This is a genomic window from Mycobacterium sp. VKM Ac-1816D, from assembly GCF_000416385.1.
In the GTDB taxonomy this organism is placed as follows: Bacteria; Actinomycetota; Actinomycetes; order Mycobacteriales; family Mycobacteriaceae; genus Mycobacterium; species Mycobacterium neoaurum_A.
This window is the reverse complement of the sequence record NZ_AOHQ01000136.1, coordinates 66,329-88,898: the sequence shown is the minus strand read 5'-3', so window position 1 is coordinate 88,898 and position 22,570 is coordinate 66,329. Positions and strand designations below refer to the sequence as shown.

23 protein-coding genes are annotated in these 22,570 nt (G+C 68.1%); 8 read left to right on the top strand and 15 right to left on the bottom strand.

Annotation, left to right across the window (positions count from 1 at the left end; all coding sequences use genetic code 11):
• Positions 1-14: 14 nt before the first annotated feature.
• From G154_RS14195 to purS, 3 genes are read right to left on the bottom strand one after another with little or no spacing between them, the layout of a single operon-like run.
• Complete coding sequence (locus G154_RS14195) at positions 15-863, bottom strand: DUF4436 domain-containing protein (RefSeq protein ID WP_019511090.1); 849 nt, start codon at positions 861-863, stop codon at positions 15-17.
• 26 nt (positions 864-889) lie between these two features.
• Complete coding sequence (purQ, locus tag G154_RS14190) at positions 890-1,579, bottom strand: phosphoribosylformylglycinamidine synthase subunit PurQ (protein WP_019511089.1); 690 nt, start codon at positions 1,577-1,579, stop codon at positions 890-892.
• The gene (gene purS / locus G154_RS14185; RefSeq protein ID WP_023986287.1) at positions 1,576-1,815 is read right to left on the bottom strand and encodes a phosphoribosylformylglycinamidine synthase subunit PurS; all 240 of its coding nucleotides are present in this window, start codon (positions 1,813-1,815) and stop codon (positions 1,576-1,578) included. Before purS ends, purQ begins: the two co-directional genes overlap by 4 nt.
• A gap of 78 nt (positions 1,816-1,893) precedes the next feature.
• Here purS and G154_RS14180 point away from each other — a divergent pair, with 78 nt between their 5' ends.
• Together G154_RS14180 and G154_RS26020 are read left to right on the top strand one after the other, a co-directional pair.
• Positions 1,894-2,547 (top strand): MBL fold metallo-hydrolase, encoded by a 654-nt coding sequence (locus G154_RS14180; RefSeq protein ID WP_019511087.1) that lies wholly within the window; start codon positions 1,894-1,896, stop codon positions 2,545-2,547.
• A gap of 47 nt (positions 2,548-2,594) precedes the next feature.
• A complete protein-coding gene (locus G154_RS26020) occupies positions 2,595-3,176 on the top strand; it encodes a hypothetical protein (RefSeq protein ID WP_023986288.1) in 582 nt (193 codons plus the stop codon).
• Here the strand turns inward: G154_RS26020 and G154_RS14175 are convergent.
• Genes G154_RS14175 through G154_RS14155 form a run of 5 tightly spaced genes read right to left on the bottom strand, consistent with a single transcriptional unit; the run spans position 3,089 to position 9,168 of the window.
• Positions 3,089-4,732 carry an FAD-binding dehydrogenase gene (locus G154_RS14175; protein ID WP_019511085.1) on the bottom strand — a complete coding sequence of 548 codons (1,644 nt, stop codon included), beginning with the start codon at positions 4,730-4,732 and terminating at the stop codon, positions 3,089-3,091. The genes G154_RS26020 and G154_RS14175 overlap by 88 nt on opposite strands.
• Positions 4,733-4,748: 16 nt before the next feature.
• On the bottom strand, positions 4,749-5,453 hold the full coding sequence (locus G154_RS14170; protein WP_019511084.1) for a DUF2334 domain-containing protein: 705 nt from the start codon (positions 5,451-5,453) through the stop codon (positions 4,749-4,751).
• 59 nt (positions 5,454-5,512) lie between these two features.
• Entirely contained in the window at positions 5,513-6,001 is a 489-nt protein-coding gene (locus G154_RS14165) for a glutathione peroxidase (protein ID WP_023986289.1), read from the bottom strand.
• Positions 6,002-6,034: 33 nt separating this feature from the next.
• The gene (locus tag G154_RS14160; RefSeq protein WP_023986290.1) at positions 6,035-8,239 is read right to left on the bottom strand and encodes a S9 family peptidase; all 2,205 of its coding nucleotides are present in this window, start codon (positions 8,237-8,239) and stop codon (positions 6,035-6,037) included.
• 29 nt (positions 8,240-8,268) lie between these two features.
• Positions 8,269-9,168, bottom strand: a complete 900-nt coding sequence (locus G154_RS14155; protein ID WP_019511081.1) for a phosphoribosylaminoimidazolesuccinocarboxamide synthase — start codon at positions 9,166-9,168, stop codon at positions 8,269-8,271.
• Positions 9,169-9,198: 30 nt separating this feature from the next.
• Between G154_RS14155 and G154_RS14150 the strand changes: the two genes are divergently transcribed.
• From G154_RS14150 to G154_RS14135, 4 genes are read left to right on the top strand one after another with little or no spacing between them, the layout of a single operon-like run.
• Complete coding sequence (locus G154_RS14150) at positions 9,199-9,810, top strand: hypothetical protein (RefSeq protein ID WP_019511080.1); 612 nt, start codon at positions 9,199-9,201, stop codon at positions 9,808-9,810.
• 46 nt (positions 9,811-9,856) lie between these two features.
• On the top strand, positions 9,857-10,876 hold the full coding sequence (locus G154_RS14145; protein WP_019511079.1) for an iron ABC transporter permease: 1,020 nt from the start codon (positions 9,857-9,859) through the stop codon (positions 10,874-10,876).
• Positions 10,873-11,916, top strand: a complete 1,044-nt coding sequence (locus tag G154_RS14140) for an iron chelate uptake ABC transporter family permease subunit (protein ID WP_019511078.1) — start codon at positions 10,873-10,875, stop codon at positions 11,914-11,916. Before G154_RS14145 ends, G154_RS14140 begins: the two co-directional genes overlap by 4 nt.
• Before the next feature lie 7 nt (positions 11,917-11,923).
• Entirely contained in the window at positions 11,924-12,727 is an 804-nt protein-coding gene (locus tag G154_RS14135) for an ABC transporter ATP-binding protein (RefSeq protein ID WP_019511077.1), read from the top strand.
• Here G154_RS14135 and G154_RS14130 read toward each other — a convergent pair.
• The 6 genes from G154_RS14130 to G154_RS14105 are packed head-to-tail and all read right to left on the bottom strand — an operon-like array spanning position 12,724 to position 19,032.
• Positions 12,724-13,689: an ABC transporter substrate-binding protein gene (locus G154_RS14130; protein WP_019511076.1), complete on the bottom strand. Its 966-nt coding sequence runs from the start codon at positions 13,687-13,689 to the stop codon at positions 12,724-12,726. The genes G154_RS14135 and G154_RS14130 overlap by 4 nt on opposite strands.
• Positions 13,690-13,712: 23 nt before the next feature.
• Complete coding sequence (locus tag G154_RS14125; protein WP_019511075.1) at positions 13,713-14,303, bottom strand: DUF1707 domain-containing protein; 591 nt, start codon at positions 14,301-14,303, stop codon at positions 13,713-13,715.
• A gap of 17 nt (positions 14,304-14,320) precedes the next feature.
• On the bottom strand, positions 14,321-15,538 hold the full coding sequence (locus G154_RS14120; protein ID WP_019511074.1) for a cytochrome P450: 1,218 nt from the start codon (positions 15,536-15,538) through the stop codon (positions 14,321-14,323).
• A complete protein-coding gene (purB, locus tag G154_RS14115; protein WP_023986295.1) occupies positions 15,535-16,953 on the bottom strand; it encodes an adenylosuccinate lyase in 1,419 nt (472 codons plus the stop codon). Before purB ends, G154_RS14120 begins: the two co-directional genes overlap by 4 nt.
• An 11-nt stretch (positions 16,954-16,964) precedes the next feature.
• Positions 16,965-18,383: an APC family permease gene (locus G154_RS14110; protein WP_023986296.1), complete on the bottom strand. Its 1,419-nt coding sequence runs from the start codon at positions 18,381-18,383 to the stop codon at positions 16,965-16,967.
• A 19-nt stretch (positions 18,384-18,402) separates the two neighbouring features.
• Entirely contained in the window at positions 18,403-19,032 is a 630-nt protein-coding gene (locus G154_RS14105; RefSeq protein ID WP_019511071.1) for a TetR/AcrR family transcriptional regulator, read from the bottom strand.
• 96 nt (positions 19,033-19,128) lie between these two features.
• On the opposite strand from G154_RS14105, the gene G154_RS14100 reads away from it, so the two are divergent.
• Positions 19,129-19,953, top strand: a complete 825-nt coding sequence (locus G154_RS14100) for an alpha/beta hydrolase family protein (protein ID WP_023986297.1) — start codon at positions 19,129-19,131, stop codon at positions 19,951-19,953.
• Here the strand turns inward: G154_RS14100 and purD are convergent.
• Positions 19,943-21,211, bottom strand: coding sequence for a phosphoribosylamine--glycine ligase (gene purD / locus G154_RS14095; protein WP_023986298.1), 1,269 nt, complete (start codon positions 21,209-21,211; stop codon positions 19,943-19,945). The two genes, G154_RS14100 and purD, sit on opposite strands and share 11 nt — an antisense overlap.
• A gap of 118 nt (positions 21,212-21,329) precedes the next feature.
• Between purD and G154_RS14090 the strand changes: the two genes are divergently transcribed.
• The gene (locus tag G154_RS14090; RefSeq protein WP_023986299.1) at positions 21,330-22,565 is read left to right on the top strand and encodes a cytochrome P450; all 1,236 of its coding nucleotides are present in this window, start codon (positions 21,330-21,332) and stop codon (positions 22,563-22,565) included.
• Positions 22,566-22,570: the final 5 nt, after the last annotated feature.

The following is a 22,570-nucleotide window of genomic DNA, read 5'->3' as shown; positions in this document are numbered from 1 at the left end:
CCCGGCTCCGCCCGTCATCGCTTGTCGTCGGGCTCGGGTTTGAGGTGCCGCCACCAACAGGCGATGTAGATGCTCATGGAGGTGACCAGGGCCACCACCACCCAGAGCACCACGGTGACGTCCACCCACGCCCCCATGGGTGGCCCGTCGGGCAGCGCGTTGCGCAGCGGCACGACGGCGAACAGCATCGCCGCGAACCACGTCGTCATCGGCGGCTGGAATTTGCGCCGGTTGCGCAAGGTCTGCACCGCGACGACCACACCGAGCACGGCAATGGTGATCAATGCGCCCACGATGATCGCGGCGAACGCGGCGGTGCTCGGCGCACGGTGCAGGTTCACCCGGTACACCGACGATGCGTCTGACTCGCCGCGCGCCGGGATGCTGAACATCCATCCGGGCACCCGGTCGACGAATGTGGCCCAGGTCGACTCCGGGATCCGGTCGTCGCCGCTCACCACCGAGACGGTGATGGGTCCGGATCGATAACGGTCGAACGGGTACGCACCGGGGTCGCCGCCGATGGTCAGCGCGACGGGGAAGACACCGGGCACGGTGCCCGCGGGCCAGCTGCGAGTGGTCGGCGTGACGGCCGAATAGATTGTGACGCTGAGGTCTTCGGTCAGGCCCTGAGTATCGGGATCGATCAGCCCCGGCCCAGGGGTGACGGTCACGTTGGCGACCATCTCGCCCTTGACCGCGTGTACCTCCTCCAGGTCGAAGGTGACCGAGGTCTGGTCCGCCACGGGCTGATCGACGGGTATCTCCGCAGGACCACCGAGTCCGGTGGCCGCGTACAGGACGATCGTCGTGACGTATGCCGCGATGATCGCTAGGATCCCGAGCACGACACGAAACTTCATATGGGCCTTCCCGGTGGAGCGACAGTTCAGGCCGTGAGCACCGCATCGAGCGCGGAGTAGAAAAGGCCGAGACCGTCATCGGAGGGACCCGTCAACGGCTCGGTGGCGTGCTCGGGATGAGGCATCAAGCCGACGACGCGGCCGTTGGCCGAGCTGATCCCGGCGATACCGCGCATCGAGCCGTTGAGGTTCTCGCGGTACCGGAAGACCACGCGGCCCTCCCCCTCGAGCTCGTCGAGCACCTCCGTCGACGCCACATAACGGCCCTCGCCGGACTTCAACGGCACCAACAGATCCGCGTCCTGCTCGTAGCGGGTGGTCCACGCCGTCGAGTTCGACGCCACCTGCAGCCACACATCGCGGCAGATGAAGTGCAATCCCTCGTTGCGCGTCAGCGCCCCCGGCAACAGCCCGGATTCGCACAGCACCTGGAAACCGTTGCAGATCCCCAGCACCGGCAGCCCCTTGGCCGCCGCATCGACGACCGACCGCATCACCGGCGCGAAGCTGGCGATGGCGCCGGCGCGCAGATAGTCACCGTAGGAGAAACCGCCGGGCACCACGACCGCGTCGACACCCTTGAGATCGGCGTCGGCGTGCCACAGGCTGACCGCTTCCCCGCCGGCCAGCCGGACCGCGCGGGCGGCGTCGACATCATCGAGCGTGCCAGGGAATGTGATGACGCCGATCTTGCCGGCGGCCCCGGCGCCGCTCACGAATTCTCCCGGCTCACCGAGAACTCCTCGATGACGGTGTTCGCCAGCAGCGACTCGGCGATCTCGTTGAGCGCCTCGTCGGACACCGAATCGTCGACCTCGAGCTCGAATCGCTTGCCTTGGCGCACATCGGACACGCCGCCGTGGCCGAGCCGGCCCAGCGCGCCGACGATGGCCTGTCCCTGCGGGTCGAGGATCTCGGCCTTGGGCATCACGTGCACTACGACGCGGGCCACGGGCGCTCCTTCTCGGGTTCGGTACGGGTCGTGAACGGTCATAACTGTACCGGCGCGCCGTCGGGCCACAATGGACCCATGCAACTGACGCACTTCGGCCACTCGTGCCTGCTCGCGAGCTTCCCGGATGGCACCGGAAAACAGACCACGGTGCTGTTCGACCCGGGCACCTTCTCGCATGGCTTCGAGGGCATCACCGGACTCGACGCGATCATGATCACCCATCAGCATCCCGACCACGCCGATCCCGCCCGGCTACCGGCGCTGGTGGAGGCAAACCCGCAGGCCGCCCTGTACGCCGACCCGCAGACCGCGGCGCAGCTCGGCGGCGGCTGGCGGGCCGTGCACGCCGGGGACAGCTTCGCCCTAGGGCACCTGTCGGTGCGCGGGGTCGGGGGCACCCATGCGGTCATCCACCCCGAGCTGCCGGTGATCGACAACACGTCGTATCTCATCGGCGATGCCGACCACCCGGCCCGGTTGATGCATCCCGGCGACGCGTTGTTCGTCCCCGGCGAACCGGTCGACGTGCTGGCCACGCCGGCGGCCGCACCCTGGATGAAGGTGTCCGAGGCGGTCGACTACCTGCGCGCCGTCGCGCCGACCCGGGCGGTGCCCATCCATCAGGGCATCATCGAGCCGGCCGCGCGCGGAATCTTCTACGGCAGGCTCTCGGAGATGACCGACACCGACTTCCAGGTGCTCGATCCGGAGAACGGGACCCAGTTCTGATCCCGCGCCGGATCCTGCTGTGGTGGCCGCCGATCGGCATCACGGCGATGGTTGTGCTCGGGCTCGCCGTCGGCAACGGGCCGACGGCCTTCGATGATTCGGCGCTGACGGTGCTGCAGCGCATCTTCGGTCGCGAGCCGATCTGGATGCTCTACTTCAGCTGGTCGCTGACGATGATGGTGACGCTGGCCATCGCGGTGCTGATCGCGCTGATCCGACGGCGGTGGCGGCTGGCGGTGGTGGTGGCCCTCTGCCCGCTGGTGTCGGTGCTCATCACCCGGCTGCTCAAACCGCTGTTCGGCCGCTACAAGGGCGATGCGTTGGCCTATCCGAGCGGGCACACCACGGTCGCGATCACCGTGACGGCGATGCTCGTGGTGGCCACCGGTTATGTGCTGTGGGTGACCCTGCTGGCCGGGGTGGTCGGGGTGATCGGTGCCCTGAGCATGGCGACCACCGATCTGCACTACCTGACCGACAACATCGGTTCGGTGTTCTTCGCCACCGCGATGGTGTGCCTGGCCATCCTGGCCGCCGGGCCTCAGGCCGTGGCGTCCGCGGCGGCCCGGCCCGCGGCCCGGCCGGAGAACACGCAACCGCCGAGGAACGTGCCCTCCAAGGAGCGGTAACCGTGCACGCCGCCACCGCCGAATCCGGCGGCTTCCCCGGCGGCGTAGAGCCCGTCGAAGACCGAGCCGTCCGGGCGCAGCGCGCGGGCCTGCAGGTCGGTTTCCAGACCGCCCAACGACTTCCTGGTCAGGATGTGCAGTTTCACCGCGATCAGCGGCCCTGCCTTCGGGTCGGTCAGCCGGTGCGGCGCGACCACCCGAGCGATCCGGTCCGGCAGATACTCGCGGGCACCGCGGATCGCGGTGATCTGGCTGTCCTTGCTGAACTTGTTGGCAACCTCCCGGTCGCGCGCGGTGACCTCGGCCTCGACGGTGGCGTAGTCCAGCGGTTCGACGTCGGGCACACCGTTCATCGCGGCAACCAGCTCTCGCAACGTGTTCCCGGTGACGAAGTCGACACCCTTGTCGACGAAGGCTCGCACCGGCGCCGGTCCGCCGTCGCGTCCGCGGGCGAGCACCGCCCGGATACTGCGTCCGGTCAGATCGGGGTTCTGTTCCTGGCCGGACAGCCCGAACTCCTTGGCGATGATGCGGGCGTTGAGCACGAACCAGGTGTAGTCCTGGCCGGTGGTGGCGATGTACTCCAGCGTGCCCAGGGTGTCGAAGCCCGGGTACAGCGGCACCGGGAGGCGTTTGCCGGTGGCGTCGAGCCACAGCGACGACGGGCCGGGCAGGATGCGGATGCCGTGGTCGGGCCAGATCGGGTCGTAGTTGGTGATGCCCTCGGTGTAGTGCCACATCCGGTCGCTGTTGATGATGCTCGCGCCTGCGGACTCACTGATCTGCAGCATGCGGCCGTCGACGTGGGCGGGCACCCCGGACAGCAGCTGCTTGGGCACCCGGCCCATCCTGGCCGGCCAGTTCTTGCGCACCAGCTCGTGATTACCGCCGATACCGCCGCTGGCCACGATGACAGCCTGGGCGCGGAACGCGAACTCGCCGACGGTGTTGCGTGACGACGGCGCACCGCGGGGTGCGTCGGAGGGCTCCAGTACCGCGCCGCGCACCCCGACCACCGACCCGTCCTCGACGATCAGCTCGTCGACGCGGTGACGGTGGGCGAACGTGGCCCGCGGTTGGCGATGCAACCGGCGCGCGAACACGTCGACCAGCGCGGGCCCGGTTCCCCAGGTGATGTGGAAGCGGGGCACCGAGTTGCCGTGGCCGAGCGCGCCGTAGCCGCCGCGTTCGGCCCAGCCGACCATCGCGAAGGTCTGCAACCCGCGCTCACGCAACCAGCTGCGCTTCTCGCCCGCGGCGAAGTCGACATAGGCGTGTGCCCACTGGCGGGGCCAGTGGTCCTCCTCGCGGTCGAAACCCGCGCTGCCCAGCCAGTCCTGCAGCGCAAGTTCGTGGCTGTCGCGGATACCGAGGCGGCGCTGCTCGGGGCTGTCGACCAGGAAGAGCCCGCCGAAGGACCAGTACGCCTGGCCGCCGATGTTGGCGGCGTTCTCCTGATCGACGATCAGTACGCGGCGTCCGCGTTCGATCAGCTCCGCAGCGGCGACCAGTCCGGCCAGTCCTGCACCCACCACGATCACATCGGCATCAGCCATGCCGACAAACCTAGCCTCAGGCGGCGGCGGTGAGGGCGGGATCGGCCTCCCACCGGTAGATGTCGGGGCGACAGCCCTGGCCGAGGGCACGATCGATGGCGTCGAAGACGGCACGGCGCGGGCCGGTCTCGGCCAGCTGGCGGGCCGAGACCACCAGCCGCACGGTGCCGCCCCGGCGAGCGGTGCGTTCGGCGGAGAGCACCAGCGTGCGACACCACCACGGCTCGGTCAGGAAGCCGGCACCGATGCCGAGCACCCGGGTCCGCTCGGTGCGGCCACGGACCAGGTCGGTGACACCGGTGAGGCCGGCCAGCAAGCGGAAGCCGTTGCGCGGCAATGCCGCGACGGCGCCGTCGGATACCGTCCACCCGGGTGCGGCGAACAGTCGGGTGCGTAGCCCGAGGTGTTCCATCGCCCGGTCGGCGCCCAGCAGCCGCAGATTCGCCTCGTGTGCGGGCAGCGTGGCGAACTCGCTGCGGCGCTTCTTGGTGGCGGCCTCGTCGAACCCGTGCAGCACGATGGCGTCCCCGGCGGCGCGCCGCTCGGCCAGCCAGCCCACCGTCCGCGGATCGTGCTCCAGCCGGTAGCCGCCCTTCAGGCGCGGAGCGACCAGCAGCGACACCGGGATGCCGCGGTTGTCGAGGTCCTCGCAGAACTCATCCGCTGCGGCCAGGGTGCGGTCCCTGATCCCGGAGATCGAGACGATCAGTTCGGCAGTCACACCCGCAGTCTGGCAACGTCAGGTGTCGCGACGGTTGCGAACACCCGGACGCCAGTTGGCTATCTGGGGAGCACGGCCTCGATGGCGCTGAGCACCTCGGGGTCATTGGGTTCGGTGCGCGGCCGGAACCGGTTGACCACCGTGCCGTCCGGCCCGATCAGGAACTTCTCGAAGTTCCACTGGACATCACCCGCCGTTCCCTCGGCATCGGCGGACCTGGTGAGCTCCGCGTAGAGCGGGTGCCGGTCGGCACCGTTGACATCGGTCTTGGCCAGCAGCGGGAAGGTCACCCCGTAGGTCGAGGAGCAGAAGGATTGGATCTCCTCGGCGGTGCCGGGCTCCTGTCCCATGAACTGGTTGCACGGCACCCCGACCACGGTGAGACCGCGCGCGGCGTAGTCGCGCGCCAGCCTCTCCAGGGCGGCGTACTGCGGGGTCAGACCGCATTTGGAGGCAACATTGACCACCAGCGTTGCGCCGTCGGACAATTCGCTCAGCGTCGCGGTACCGCCATCGAGCATGGTCAGCGGGATGTTGTGCAGGCTCACCATCTCGACGCTAGCGGCCGATCCTGCCCGACGCTAGAGTTTGGGTCCGCCGAACAGGCTGTGCACCTGTCCCTGCCCGTGGTTGTCCGGGTCCGCGGTGGCCAGGATCCAGGCGTACTGGAAGGCCGCTTCCTTCCAGCGCTCGTACCGGCCGCTGATCCCGCCGTGCCCGGCGACCATCTCGGTCTTGAGCAGCACCCTGGCGGTATCGGGAGCCAGTTGCGCGTGCCGCAGGGCGGCGACCCACTTGGCCGGTTCGGTGTAGTAGACCCTGGTGTCGTTGAGCGAGGTCATCGCCAGCACGGCCGGGTAGTCCAGGGACGCGACGTTCTCGTACGGCGAGTACGCCTTCATGTACTCGTAGACATCCTTGTCCGCCAGCGGGTTTCCCCATTCGTCCCATTCGGTGACGGTCAGCGGCAGGGACGGATCCAAGATGGTGGTCAGCGGGTCGACGAACGGCACCTGGGCCAGCACCCCGGCGAACAGGTGCGGGGCGATGTTGAGCACCGCACCGACCAGCAGACCACCGGCGCTGCCGCCGAGTGCGACCAGATTGCTGGGCCGGGTCAGGTCGGTGGTGATCAGGTGCTCGGCAACGGCGACGAAGTCGGTGAAGGAGTTGGTCTTCTTGAGCAGCTTGCCGTCCTCGTACCAGGGCCGCCCCAACTCGCCACCGCCGCGGACATGCGCGACGGCGAACACCATGCCGCGGTCCAGCAGCGACAGCCGCGCGATGGAAAACCGCGGGTCCTCGCAGGATTCGTAGGCGCCGTACCCGTACAACAGCGTCGGCGCGGGGAAAGCCAAGCCGGCCCGGTGCACGATCGAGATCGGGATCCGCGCACCGTCGGCGGCGACGGCCCAATCGCGGCGTTCGACGTAATCCTCCGGCCGGTAGTCCCCGAGCACGGGTTGCTCGCGCAGCAGCGTCCGCTCGCCGGTGACCAGATCCAGGTCGTAGATGCGCACCGGGATCACCCAGGACACCGCGCCGACCCGCAGCTTCGGCGAGGACCAGTTGGGGTTGCCGCCCAGCCCCGCCGACATCAGCTCGGATTCGAACGCGATCTCGGTCGGCGCTCCATAGGAGCCGTCGGATCCGATGGGCCACAGCTGAATACGGGGTAACGCCTCGCGGCGGTAGCTGACCACCAGATGCGTCGAGAAGGCGTCGACCCCGTCGAGGCGGACATCGTCGCGGTGCTCGATCAGCGTCCTGAACGCCGTCGGGTCGCTGACCGGTGCGTCGACGAGGGTGAAGTTGACCGCGCCGTCGTTGTGCAGGATCAGGAAGCGATCCTCACCGCCGACCACCGCGTGCTCGACGGAGTACTCCACGCCGTCGCGCCGCGGCAGGACGACCGTGAACGGCGCTTCCGGATCGGCGGCATCGGCGTAGCGGATCTCGGTGGTGATCGCACTGCCCGCGGCGATGATGACGTACTTGTCGCTGCGGGTGCGCCCGACGCCGAGCCAATACCGTTCGTCTGCCTCGTGATACACCTTCTGGGCGGGCAACCCGGAGCCGAGGCGGTGCCGCCACACCGTGTCCGGACGCCATGCGTCGTCGACGGTGACGTAGTACACCGACTGGTTGTCCGCACCCCAGGTCGCCCCGGAGCCGATGCCGACGATGGTGTCCTCGTAGAGCTGGTTGGTGCGTAAGTCCTTGAACCGCAGGGTATACCGCTCGTCACCCTTGACATCCACCGAGTAGGCCAGGATGTTGCCGTCGACGCTGACGCTGACCGCGCCGAGGGAGAAGAACTCGTGGCCTTCGGCCTCGACGTTCTCGTCGAGCAGGATCTGCTCACCGGCGACGGCGGTGTTCTCGTCGAGCTCGGGGGGCGTCCAGTCATCCGGATCGCTGATCGGGCAACGGCAGTGCACGCCGTACTGCTTGCCCTCGAAGCTTCGCGCGTAGTACCACCAGTTGCCGCGCCGGGTCGGGATGGAGAGATCGGTCTCCTTGGTGCGCGCCTTGATCTCGTCGAATATCCGCTGCCGCAGCGGCGCCAGGACCGCGGTGGCCGCCTCGGTGTGTGCGTTCTCGGCCTCCAGATGCGCGATGACCTCTGGGTTGTCCTTCTCGCGCAACCATTCGTAGGGATCGATGAACACATCCCCGTGGTGCTCGCGGCGGTGCTCGACCCGCTTGGCCACCGGGGCCGGTGCGGCGGCCAGGTCGCGAGCGTCGCTCGCCGGCTGTTGATTCGCTCCGCGAGCGTCGCTCATCGGCTGTTGATTCGCTCCGCGAGCGTCGCTCATGCGCCAATCCAATCGGAGAAACTCAAACCCGAAATCCTCTCGTAGGCCTCTATATAGCGGGCCCGGGTGGCGGCCGCGATCTCGGCGGGCAGCGGCGGCGGTGGCGCGTCACCGTTACGGTCCCACCCCGAGTCCGGCCCGGTCAGCCAGTTGCGGACGAACTGCTTGTCATAGCTGGGCTGCACCACGCCCTCCTGGTAGGAGTCCGCGGGCCAGTAACGCGACGAGTCCGGGGTCAGCACCTCGTCGGCGAGCACCAGTTCACCGGCGGTGTCCCCACTGGTCGATATGCCGAACTCGAACTTGGTGTCGGCGAGGATGATGCCCTTGCTCAACGCGTGCTCGGCGGCGCGGCTGTAGATGTTCAGCGTCGCCTCACGCAGCCGGTCGGCGCGCTGCGCGCCCACCAGCTCGACGACCGCGTCGAAGGAGACATTCTCGTCGTGGGCGCCGATCTCGGCCTTGGTCGCCGGGGTGAACAACGGCTCGGCGAACTTGCTGGCCTCGACCAGACCGGTGGGCAGCGCGATCCCGCACACCGACCCCGAGCGCTGGTAGTCCAGCAGCCCCGAACCGGTCAGGTAGCCGCGCGCCACACACTCCACCGGCAGCATCTCCAATGCGCGGACCACCAGGGCGCGGCCCAGCACCTCCTGGGGGATGCGCTCGTCGTCCGGCGGTCCGGCCAGGTGGTTGGGCACGGCGAGGTGGTCGAAGAAGAAGACGCTCATCGCGGTGAGGATCCGGCCCTTGTCCGGAATCTCGGTGTCCAGGATGTGGTCGAACGCCGAGATGCGGTCGGAGGCGACGAACAGCAGGTGGTCGGCGTCGATGCGGTACAACTCGCGTACCTTGCCGCTGGCCAGGTGCTGGTAGTCGGTCAGAGCTGGGCGCATTGACCCACCCTATGTGCTGGGATCAATTCCATGAGACTGCGGTACCTGCCCTATGCCACCAAGCCCGGCCGGTTGCTGGCCCAGATCGTCAGCGATGTCGTCGTCATCGGATGGACCGTGATCTGGGTGCTGGTGGGCAGCGCGGTGTACGCCGCCGTGGCCACCATCGCCGAGGTGGGCCGTCAGGTGCACGACGGCGCCGACGGTGTGTCCGGCAGCCTGGACTCCGCCGGGAACAGCGTCGACGGTGTGCCGCTGATCGGCAACGGGTTGAGCGGCCCGCTGCGGGCCGCCGGCGATGCCGCCGCCGAGATTGCCGGTGCCGGTCAGAATCTCGATTCCACGGCAACCTGGCTGGCCTGGGTGCTGGCGGTCGCGGTTGCGGCGACACCGATCCTCGCAGTGGCGATGCCGTGGCTCTACCTGCGGATTCGGTTCTTCCGCCGCAAGTTGACGGTGCTCACGCTGGCCTCGACGCATGCCGGGCAGGAACTGTTGGCCATGCGGGCGCTGGCCAACCGCCCGCTGGCGAAGCTGACGGCGGTGGATCCCGATCCGATCGGTGCGTGGCGCCGTGACGACCGCCCCGCCATCCGCGGTCTGGCGTTGCTCGAACTACACGCGGCGGGCGTGCGCCTGTAGGGAGGTGGGCCCGCACGGCCACCGGACGGTGAGTTAGCGTGCCCTTATGTCGTCGGCCGTCGCAGTCAGCGTGCGCGACCGCCGGCCCGCCGGTCTGCTCCTGGCCATCGCGGCGCTGGGGCTGATGTGCGTGCTCAGCCTGGCGATCGGCACCGAGAGCGTCGCGCTCTCGACGGTATGGCAGGCCGTGACCGATTACACCGACACCGGCAATCAGTGGATCGTGCACGACCTGCGCATCCCGCGCACCGTGCTGGGCATCGTGGTCGGCATCGCACTCGGCCTGTCCGGGGCCTTGATCCAGGGCCTGACGCGTAATCCGTTGGCGGACAGCCAGATCCTGGGCATCGACGCCGTCGCCGGACTGTTCGTCGTCGCAGCGATCGCGTTCCTGCACATGAGTTCGCTGCTGACCTACGTCTGGTTCGCCTTCCTCGGCGCGGCGGTCGCCATGGTGCTGGTCTACCTGGTCGGAGCCGCCGGTCGCGCCGTCGTGACCCCGGTGCGGATGCTGTTGGCCGGCGTCGCGGTGGGTGCGGTGGCCGACGGCGTCTCCTTCACCATCCGGTTGCAGAACCCGCGGGCCTTCGACTCCATGCGATTCTGGGACGCCGGCGCGCTCGACGGTCGTGGACTGGACACCATCTGGGTCGTGACGCCGTTCATCGTGGTGGGCGCGGTGCTGTGCTTCTACGTCAGTCGCGGACTCAACGCGATCGCACTCGGTGATGATCTGGCCGTCGCCATGGGCGGCAACATCACGCGGACCCGGGTGCTCGGGCTGATCGCGGTGACGCTGCTGGCCGGGGCGGCCACCGCCGCAGCCGGTCCGATCGGCTTCGTCGGGTTGATGGTCCCCCATGCGGTGCGCTGGTTCACCGGCCCGGACTGGCGGTGGATCTGCGCCTTCTGTGTGGTCGCCGGGCCCGCGCTGCTGCTGGCCGCAGATATCGTCGGGCGCGTGGTGGTGCCGCCCGGCGAGCTACCGGCCGGCATCGTCACCGCGTTCCTCGGCGCCCCGGTCCTGATCTGGCTGGTGCGCCGCACCCGGGCGAGCGCCCTGTGAGTATCGATTTCGGCCGCCCCCAGCTGGTGCTGCGGCGCGGCACCGCGGTGGCGTTACGGGCGTCGTGGCGCAGCATCGCGGTGCTGTCGGCGCTGGGCGCCGCCGCGCTGGTGTTGGCGGTGCTGGCCCTCGGCGTCGGTGAGTACCCGGTCTCCCCTGCCGAGGTCATCGCCGTGCTCACGGGTTCCGACCGCAGCTTCACCAGCGTCGTGGTGCTGCAGTGGCGCATGCCGCGCATCGTCGCGGCACTGGTCATCGGCGCGGCATTGGGGGTGTCCGGCGCGATCTTCCAGGCCCTGACGCGCAATCCGCTGGGCAGTCCCGATGTCATCGGATTCGGGTTCGGTTCCTACACCGGCGCGTTGGTCGCGATCGCCCTCTTCGGTGGGGGCTACTACCTCACCGCCGGCGGTGCGGTGATCGGCGGCCTGCTGACCGCGGTGGCGGTCTATCTGCTGGCCTACCGCAACGGCATTGCCGGTTTCCGGCTGATCATCGTCGGCATCGCGGTCAGCGCCGTGCTCAGCTCGCTGAACCAATGGATCATTCTCAAGCTCAAGCTGCACCAGGCGGTGACGGCGGCCATCTGGCAGCAGGGCACGCTCAACGGCCTGCGATGGGAGCAGGTGGGCCCGGTGCTGGTCTGCGTGGCGGTCGCGCTGCTCGGTGTCGTGGCCATCGGCCCGCAACTGCAGGTGCTGCAGATGGGTGACGACGTGGCGGGCGCGCTCGGGATCAGCCCGGAGCGCGCCAGGCTGGCCTACTTCGGGGCCGGGGTGGTGTTGATCGCGGTGGCGACGGCGGCCGCCGGGCCGATCTCGTTCGTCGCGCTGGCCGCCCCGCAGTTGGTTCGCCGGTTGACCGCGACACCCGGGGTCGGACTGGTGTCCTCGGCGGTGATGGGCGCCGTCCTGCTGCTCGCCAGCGATCTGATCGCGCTGCGCATCTTCGCCCCCGCCGAGCTTCCGGTGGGTGCGGTGACGGTGGTGGCCGGCGGGTTGTATCTGGTCTGGCTGTTGATCATTCAGGCACGGCGATAGGGAGAACATGGCAACGTTGCGCGCGCAGGACCTGACTCTGGGCTACTCGGACACCCCGATCGTGGCCGGTTTGAACGCCGAGATCACCGAGGGTGCCATCACCGCGATCGTGGGGCCCAACGCCTGCGGGAAGTCGACACTGCTGCGCGGGCTGGCCCGGCTACTGCGTCCCGCCGGGGGGCAGGTGCTCCTCGATGGTGCCGACATCAGTTCGCTGCGCACCAAGGATGTCGCCCGCAAGCTGGGCCTGCTCCCGCAGTCCTCGATCGCGCCGGAGGGCATCACGGTCGCCGATCTGGTTGCCCGGGGCCGATTCCCACATCAGCGGGCGCTTCGCCAGTTCACCCGCGACGACGAGGTGGCGGTGGCCGAGGCGATGGCGGCCACCGGTGTGACTGCCCTTTCCGGACGGGCCGTCGACGAGTTGTCCGGCGGTCAGCGGCAACGGGTCTGGGTGGCGATGGTGCTGGCCCAGCAGACCCCGCTGATCCTGCTGGACGAGCCGACGACGTTCCTCGACATCGCCCACCAGATCGAACTGCTGGACCTGTTCGCCGAACTCAACGACACCCAGGGCCGCACCATCGTCGCGGTGCTGCACGATCTCAACCATGCGTGCCGCTTCGCCGATCAGATCATCGCGATGAAGGCCGGCCGCATCGTCGCCCAGGGCGAGCCGGCGCGGGTGATCACCGCGGACCTCGTCGAGGATGTCTACGGCATGAAATGCCAGATCATCGACGATCCGGAAACCGGCACACCACTGGTGGTTCCGCGGGCCTCGCCGCGCGACCGCGCCCGTCGTCGCTAAGAGTCCGACAGGTCGGCGACCGGCCTGCCGGCCACGGCGTTGCTCAGCTGCGGAACCAGCAGGTCGATGGCGTAGAGCAGGGCGTTGGGCCCGCCGTAGGCCAGGGCGCCGCTGAGGGTCGACTCCGATCCGGCGTAGAGGGTGCGGTCCTCGCGCACCACGGCCAGTCGCTGGAATGCCGGTGACCCCGCCAGCTGCTGCTTGGTGACCCCGTTGACGAACAGCACGTCCCCCTCGAGCAGGCTCAGCTTCTCCTGGGAGACCTCACCGACGGTGTCCTGGGCGCCGAACCCGAGCTCGTCGAACAGGGCGCGGCGCGGGTCGCCCTTGCCGATCAGGTAGGGCGCGTCGACCTCGGAGCTGAAATCGGCGACCAGGGTCTTGCCCGCGAAGTCCGGATGATCGCTGGTGGCCTGCGCGATCTTGGCCTCGACCTCGTCGACGAGTTCCTTGGCCCGCTGTTCCTTGCCCAGCGCCTTGCCGGTGGTCAGAAGCTGGACGTCCCAAGGGGTTTCCTCGTCCGGGTAATCGGCGGACTGGATCACCGTCGGCGCGATCTGAGACAGCTGGTCGTAGGTTTTCTGGTCGATGGTCTCGTAGATGGCGAAGATGACGTCGGGCTTGGCCGCGGCGACGGCCTCGAAGTTGATGGTGTCACCCTCGATGACCGGCACGCCCTTACCGTCGGTCTCGGCCTTGACCCAGGGGAAGTCGTTGTAGTTGTCGTACCAGGCGCGGGTGCCCACCGGGACGACGCCGAGGGCCAGCACGAAGTCCTGGTCGTTCCAGCCCATCGTGACGATATTGCGCGGATTGGCAGGCACCGTCGTCTCGCCGAACTTGTGGGAGATGGTGACGGCATCCCCGGCGGCCCCGGGATCGGCCGGCTCGTTGTTCGCGCATCCTGCGAGGACGCCGACGGCCAAGACGAGGGTGGCCAGCATGGCCGTGACACGCAGCATTAGGCCAGCCTAACCTAGGCGAGTCAGCCTCCGCCGCCGAGTCGGCGCAACCAACTCCCGAACGGATGCCGCACGGTCACCGAACCCAGTCGGATCCGCCCGCGCACGATGACGTGCAGCTGATCCGAGGGCGGGGTCCCCCGCACCTTGACCGTCGAGCTGCCCATCAACGCGTCGACACCGTTGACATCTGCGGTCGCGCCCGTGGGCAGGATGAGCTCGGTGGAGCTGCAGTAGTCGTCGATGACCACCTGGACCACCGGTCCCGGCAACACCGCCGAGGTGAAGTCCAAGGTGGTGCTGCACATCCGGGTGTGCAGCACGAGCATTGGCGCGACGGTCCAGATCCCCCGGCGGTCGATCGATGTCATCCAGCCGCGCAGCTGATCGGGTGGCAGCTGCGGGCGGGCGGGCACCCCGAGCTGTTGGGCGGGCAGATCGGCGAGCACGGTGCGCAGTTCCCCCCGCGTGCGGGCGGCCAACACCGAATCCGTCCGGTCGGCGAACTCGTCGAGGGTCAGCATGCCCTCGGACACGGCGCGTTCGAGCAATCCGTTCACCCGGGACCGGTCGGAATCGGAGATGCGTAGGTGATCGTCGGGACTCGAAACCATATCTGCGAGGGTAACGATCAGCCGAACTCGACGTACATGTGCCGCATCCCGGTGTGCCGGTTGCTGCGGGTCCACTCGACCGGCGCGACCAAGCGAGCGGCGCCGAACCGGGCAAGCAGTTCCTCGAACAGCACCCGCAGCTCAAGGCGGGCCAGGTTGGCACCGAGGCAGTAATGAACACCTTGGCCGAATCCCAAGTGCGGGTTCGGTTTCCGGGTGATGTCGAACCTGTCGGGGTGGACGAACACCGCCGGGTCGCGATTGGCCGAACCCTCCCAGATCTGCACCTTCTGCCCGGGTTCGATCCGACATCCGCCCAGTGTCGCCGCGGCGGTAGCGGTGCGTCGCTTCGACGGCGACGGGGTGGTCCAGCGCACCATCTCCTCGATGGCCGACGGCAACAGCGACAGGTCGCCGCGCAGCAGGTGCAACTGCTCGGGATGCTCGATGAGCGCCAGCAGACCGCCCGCGACGGCGTTGCGGGTGGTTTCCGCACCGGCACTGAACAGCAGGCTGAAGAACAGGTAGAGCTCGACCTCGGAAAGGGGAGCGAGCGAGTCATCCAGCTCGGCGTTGGCGACCACCGAGAGCATGTCATCGGTCGGCGTGGCCCGTTTGGCGGCGATCAACTCCATCCCGTAGCTGTACATCCGCGAACCGGCCTCTTCGGCGCTCAGCTGCCCCACCGCCGCGCTTCGCGCCTTGCCGAAGTCGAACTGCGGTTCGATCGCCTCGAACAACCAGTGCCGTTCGGAATCGGGCACCCCCAACAGGATGCAGATCATCTGCATCGGCAGTTCGGCGGCCACGTCGACCAGGAAATCCAGCGGCTCGCCCGGGGTGACCGCATCCAGCAGGGTGCGAGCACGGGCGCGCAGATCCTCTTCGACGCGGGTGATCATCCGCGGGGTCAAGCCGGAGCTGACCAGTCGCCGGATCGTGCCGTGGCGCGGGTCGTCCATCATGTTGAGCACCTGACCGGCAACGGCGAGGTCCTGTAACAGCGTTCCCCCGAAGCGGCGCGTACCTCCGGTCACCGAAGAGTAGGTCTGCGGATCACGCAGTACGGCAAGGGTTTCGGCGTAGGTCGCCACCGACCAGAAGCCCTCGCCGTCGGGGGTGTGCACGGTCGGTTCGTGCCAGTAGACCGGGGCCTCACGACGATGTAGCGCGAACAGTTCGTGCGGGAATCCCTGCGCGAAATTGTCCAGATCGGTGAGGTCGGCCAGTGTCACAGAATGGCGCCCGAGGTGTACTTCGCCGCGTCGGGATAGCGGCCGATCAGTTCCCCGACGGCGGCGACGACACCGTCGACCTGGTCACCGGCGGCGCCGGTGAACGCCGCCTTGTCGGCCAGTGCGTCGTCGAGGGCGATCCGATCCAGCGGCAGCCGCGGATCGGCGGCCAGCCGGTCCAGCAGATCGGGTTCGGCACCCTTCTCGCGCATGGCCAGCGCGACGGCCACCGCGTGCTCCTTGATGACCTCGTGCGCGGTTTCGCGGCCGACGCCGGCGCGCACCGCCGCGATCAGGATTCGGGTGGTGGCCAGGAACGGCAGGTAGCGGTCGAGTTCGCGCTGGATGACGGCCGGATAGGCACCGAACTCGTCCAGCACGGTCAGGAACGTCTCGGTCTGTCCGTCGATGGCGAAGAATGCGTCCGGCAGTGCCACCCGGCGTACCACCGAGCAGAACACGTCACCCTCGTTCCACTGCGCGCCGGCCAGTTCGGCGGCCATCGATGCGTAACCGCGCAAGACCACCTGCAGCCCGTTCACGCGTTCGCAGGAGCGGGTGTTCATCTTGTGTGGCATGGCCGAGGACCCGACCTGTCCCGGCGCGAACCCCTCGGTCACCAGTTCGTGGCCGGCCATCAGGCGGATGGTGTGCGCAAACGAGGACGGTCCCGCACCGAGCTGGACGAGGGCGGACACCACATCGTGGTCCAGCGACCGTGGATACACCTGTCCAACGCTGGTGAAAACATCGGTGAAGCCCAGGAACTCGGCAACCCGGCGTTCCAGCTCGGCAAGTTTGCCCGCGTCGCCACCGAACAGATCGAGCATGTCCTGGGCCGTGCCCATCGGGCCCTTCACCCCGCGCAGCGGGTACCGGTCGATCAATTCACGCAGCCGCGTCAGCGCCACCAGCGTCTCCTCGGCGGCCGAGGCGAATCGCTTGCCCAAGGTGGTCGCCTGGGCCGCGACGTTGTGACTGCGCCCGGCCATCACCACATCGCGGTAGAGCACCGCCCGCTCGGCCAGCCGCGCGACGACCGCAACACCGTGGGTGAACACCAGTTCCAGCGATTGCCGGATCTGCAGTTGCTCGACGTTCTCGGTCAGGTCCCGGCTGGTCATGCCCTTGTGCACATGCTCGTGGCCGGCGAGGGCGTTGAACTCCTCGATCCGGGCCTTCACATCGTGGCGGGTCACCCGCTCACGCGCCGCGATGGAGCCCAGATCGACGGTTCCGATCACCCGCTCGTAGTCCTCGACGACCCCGTCCGGGAGCGGAATGCCCAGCTCGGACTGGGCACGAAGAACGGCCAGCCAGAGCCTGCGCTCGGCAATGATCTTGTTCTCCGGCGACCAGATCTCGGCCATCTCGGCGCTTGCATAGCGGTTGGCCAGAACATTCGGGATCGTCACGGACACACAGCTTAGGGTGCGTCCTCGAGATGGCTCGGATCGGTGATGCCCTCACCGCGGATCCCCAGCTGCCGATTGATCAGCGTGGTCACGCCGTAGAGGACGACACCGGTGACGACAAGCAGGCCCGCCAGCACGTACTGCTGTGTCGGCCGCCCCGACAACGGGGTGACCAGATAGGCCGAGGCCAGCGCCCCGATGACCGGCAGCACGGTCGGCGTCCGGAAGTGCGCGCCGTCGGCCTTCACATCGCGGCGCAACACCAACACCGCGATGTTGACGATCGTGAAGACGGCCAGCAGCAGCAGTGATGTCGTGCCGCCCAGGATCGAGATGGCCTTGCTGCTGGCGAAGGCCGACACGTAGAAGATCAGTCCGAACGCGATGACGGTGGTGAAGGCGATCGCGACATAGGGGGTGTGGCGGGTGCGGTGCACCTGGCCGAACACCGGCGGCAGCACATGCTGGCGCGCCATGCCGTAGATGAGCCGGCTGGCCATCAGCATGTTGATCAATGCGGTGTTGGACACCGCGAACATGGTGATGAACGGGAACAGCGTGTCGATGGGCAGCCCGGGCGCGGCGGCCTCGACGACGTCGACCAGCGGGGTGGAGCTCTCCTTGAGGTCACCGATCGGCACCAGGGCGACCGCGATGATCGACACCAGCACGTACACGACGCCGGCGATACCCAGCCCGGTGAGCAGAACCTTGGGAAAGATGCGGACCGGGTCCTTGGTCTCCTCGGCCATGTTGACCGAGTCCTCGAAGCCGACCATCGCGAAGAACGCCAGTGAGGTCGCCGCCGTCACGGCGACGAATGTGCTTCGGTCACCTTCACTTTCGAACACGGTCACCCGGGAGAAGTCGACGTCGCCGCCCTGGGTGAAGGCCCACAGCCCGACCAGGATCACCACGCCGAGGCCGGTGATCTCGACGATCGTGAGGACCACGTTCAACTTGACGCTCTCGCTGACGCCGCGAAAGTTGATCGTCGCCAGAATCGCCATGAACGCCAACGCGATCGCGGCGATGCCGAACTTGCCCCAGTCCAGTCCGAAACCCTTGACGAAGTTGGCGGCGAAGGCCTGCGATGCCGTGGACGCCGAGGTGATGCCCGAACACATCACCACGAATGCGACGAGGAAGGTGACGAAGTGGATGCCGAAAGCCTTGTGCGCGTACAGGGCTGCGCCGGCCGCCTGCGGATACTTGGTGACCAGCTCCAGGTAGGAGAAGGCGGTGACGGTCGCGATGAGGAAGGCGATCAGGAACGGCAGCCATGCCGCGCCGCCGACCTCGCCGGCGACCTGGCCGGTGAGCGCGTAGACCCCGGTGCCCAGGATGTCGCCGACGATGAACAACAGCAGCAGCCCGGGTCCCATGACCCTTCGCAGCTGCGGTTCGTCGTTGGTTTTCGGCTCTGACACTGCCGCCCCCTCACTGGTCTCAGACGTGCGCGACCCGGTCGTCGACCGGCGCGAGCACATCGATCACATCGATCAACGTCGCTCGTGCGGTTGCGCGGGGACCCTCCCCTTCATCCACCAATGAGGCAACCACAGCTCCGTCCACCGCGCACACCAGGGCGGTGACGAGCTCGCTGCGCACCGCACGGCCCGACCGCTCGACGACTTCGACCACCGCATCGGTGCGCTGCCGCAGGATGCGACGCTGGATATCGCGTAGTTCCGGCTGCCGCGCACATGCGATGAGACGTTCGTAGCGCGAGATCAGTTGCTCGGGCATACGCGCTCCCGGGGCGTCACCCACCAGCAGGTCCACCAGCAGATCCGCCGTCGACTCGGCGCCGCGACGGCGCCGCGACAGGGTGGCTACCTGCGCCCGGAGTTGCTCGGCTTCCCGCATCCCCACGTACTCCACCGCCTTGGCGATGAGGTCCTCCAGCGACGAGAAATAGTAGGTGGTCGATGCCAGTGGCAACCCGGCGCGGGCGGCGACCGCACGGTGGCGCACCGCGTCGATGCCACCCTCGCAGAGCAGATCGGCGGCGGCGCTGACCAGAGCGCCCCGCCGTCGCTCTCCCTTGGGGGTCACCGCCGCCGTCACGCATTGCATCGTGCCAGCGAAATCCCAGTTGCATGGGGTTTTTCGGCAATCATTACGGCGTTACACATGTATCGCCGCGCCATAAGATCAAACGCCGATGGCAGGATGTCGCACATGCCCGCACCGAATCGCCGCGCCCTGTTACGGATGGGTCTGGGCGCTCTCGCCGGTTACGCAGTGGGATCCGCGACTGCGCCGGTCGCACACGCACAACCGGCACCGACATACCAATCGGGTTCGTTCCGCTCGGCCGCCCGCGGCGGGCTGGCGACCAACTGGGCGATCGCACGACCGCCGGGCCAGACGGCGCCGCTGCGACCGGTGATCGCCTTGCACGGCAAGGGCAGTGATGCCGCAACGGTGATGGCCGGCGGTGTGGAGCAGGGCCTGGCCGAAGCGGTGGCGGCGGGCCTGCCGCCGTTCGCGGTGGTCGCGGTCGACGGTGGCGGCGGCTATTGGCACAAACGGGCGTCCGGTGACGATGCCGGGTCCATGGTTCTCGACGAACTGCTGCCGATGCTCACCGACCAGGGTCTGGACACCTCGCGCGTCGGATTCATCGGCTGGTCGATGGGTGGTTATGGGGCGCTGCTGCTCGGTGCGCGGCTGGGACCGTCCCGCACCGCGGCCATCTGTGCGGTGAGTCCCGCGCTGTGGACCTCGCCGGGGGCTGCCGCACCGGGCGCCTTCGACGATGCGGCGGACTACGAGGCCAACAGCGTATGGGGCCTGCCCGCACTCGGGGAGATTCCGCTGCGCATCGACTGCGGCAACAGTGACCCGTTCGCGTCAGCGACGCGGCAGTTCATCGCCGGACTCCCCACCCCGCCTGCCGGCGGATTCTCCCCGGGTGGCCATGACGGCGGGTTCTGGAGCGAGCAATTGCCTGCCGAGATCTCTTGGCTGGCACCGCTGTTGGTCAGAGGCTGATCCGGCCTTCGGCTGCCGCGAGCCCGATGTCGGTACGGAAGTGGCTGCCGGGCAATTTGATCGAGCCGATCAGCTGATATGCCGCGGCCCGCGCGGCATCCAGATCGTCGCCGGTTCCGACAACCGACAACACCCGCCCGCCCGCGGAGACCACGGCACCGTCCTCACGCCGGGCGGTTCCGGCATGCAACACGCCCGGCGCCTCCGCACCGACGATCACATCACCGGTGCGGGGGCGGCCGGGATAGTTCTCGGCGGCGATCACCACCGTGACGGCCGCACCGTCGCGCCACTGCAGATCACCGAAGGAGGCCAGCGTGCCGGTGGCGGCCGCCTGCAGCAATCCGCCCAGCGGGGAATCCAGCAGCGCCAGCACCGCCTGGGTTTCCGGATCGCCGAACCGGCAGTTGAACTCCACCACGGACGGGCCCGTGGACGTGATCGCCAGACCCGCGTAGAGCAGTCCGGAGAAAGAGCTACCTCGCGAGACCATCTCGGCGGCAACCGGTTTGACGATCTCGTCGACGATCTGGGTGACCACCTCGGCCGGTAGCCAGGGCAGCGGGGTGTAGGCACCCATGCCGCCGGTGTTGGGGCCGCTGTCATTGTCGCCGACGCGCTTGAAGTCCTGCGCGGGCAGCAGCGGGACGACCGTCTCGCCGTCGACGACACAGAACAGCGACACCTCGGGGCCGTCCAGGAAGGATTCGAGCAGCACGGGGTGACCGGAGTCCAGCAGCGCGGCGGCATGCGCCCGGGCGGCATCCCGGTCCGCCGTGACGACGACGCCCTTGCCCGCGGCCAGCCCGTCGTCCTTGACCACCCAGGCGGCCTGGCCTGCGGGCGGGCCGAATCGGTCCAATGCCGCGTCCAGGTTGGCGGGATTGTCGACGATCTCGCTCGCTGCGGTGCGCACGCCGGCGGCGGTCATGACGTCCTTGGCGAAGGCCTTGGACCCCTCGATGCGGGCGGCATCCTTGGACGGCCCGAAGCAGGCGATCCCGGCGGCGCGCAGTGCGTCGGCCACACCCAGTACCAGCGGGACCTCCGGACCGATCACCACCAGGTCGGCGTCCACCTTGCGGGCCAGCGCCACCACGGCGGGACCTGAGGTGATGTCGAGGTCGCACTGCTCGGCCACGGCGGAGGTGCCGGCGTTACCCGGGGCCACCCCCAACCAATCGACCTGCGGGTCGCGCCGCAGCGCCAGCAGCAGGGCGTGTTCACGGGCTCCGGATCCGATGACGAGGACGCGCACGGACGACAAGCCTATCCGCATCGCGACCGACCGCGTGCCGCGACCGTGGCCATACACTTGACATCAACATGTATGGTCGGTGTGACGAGTGCGGTAGGTCACAGAAACGAGGCTGTCGATGACGACGATGGATGCGTGTCCGTTCGGTGCGGGGTACGACTTCACCGACCCCGAGGTGCTGCTGCAGGGGCTTCCGGTCACGGAGTTCGCCCACCTGCGCAAGACCGCACCGATCTGGTGGAACGCCCAGGGTGAGTCGATCTTCGATGACGGCGGCTATTGGGTGATCAGCCGGCACGAAGACGTCAAGACCATCTCCCGCAACTCCCGCGACATCTGGTCCACCAATGCCAAGGGAGCGGTCATGCGGCTGCCCGACGGCATCACCGCCGACCAACTCGACCTGACCAAGGCCCTGCTGATCAATCACGACGCCCCGGAGCACACCCGGCTGCGCAAGCTGGTCTCGCGCCTGTTCACGCCGCGCTCGGTGGCCGCGCTCGAGGAGAAGCTGGCGGTGGCGGCACGCGAGATCGTGGCACGGGCCGCCGAACGCGGCTCCGGCAATTTCGTCGATGACGTGGCGATGCCGCTGCCGCTACAGGCCATCGCCGACCTGATCGGGGTGCCCGAGGCGGACCGGGAGAAGATATTCCACTGGTCGAACTGCATCATGAACACCGACGACCCCGATTTCGACAGCGACCCGACGACCGCCAACGCGGAGCTGATGGGTTACGCCTACAACATGGCCGAACAACGCCGGAAGTGCCCGGCCGATGACATCGTCACCCGCCTGGTCCAGGCCGATCTGGGCGGAGAAGAGGGCATCACCGAAGTGGAGTTCGCCTTCTTCGTGATCCTGCTGGCCGTGGCAGGCAATGAGACCACCCGCAATGCGATGACCCACGGGATGAACGCCTTCCTCGAAAACCCGGATCAATGGGAACTTTTCAAGCGTGAGCGCCCCGATACCGCCATCGAGGAGATCATCCGGTGGGCCAGCCCGGTGCACTGCTTCCAGCGCACGGCGCTCCAGGACACCGAGATCGGCGGGGTCACCATCAAGCAAGGCCAGCGGGTCGGGCTGTTCTACAGCTCGGCAAACTACGACGAATCCGTGTTCACCGACCCGTTCCGGTTCGACATCCTGCGCAACCCGAATCCGCATCTGGCCTTCGGTGGCAACGGCGCACATTTCTGCATCGGCGCCAACCTGGCCCGCATGGAGATCAAGCTGATGTTCAACGAGATCGCCAACCAGATCCCGGACATCTCCAAACTGGCTGAACCGCAGCGCCTTCGATCCGGCTGGATCAACGGCGTGAAGGAACTGCAGGTTTCCTACTCCTGATCGCT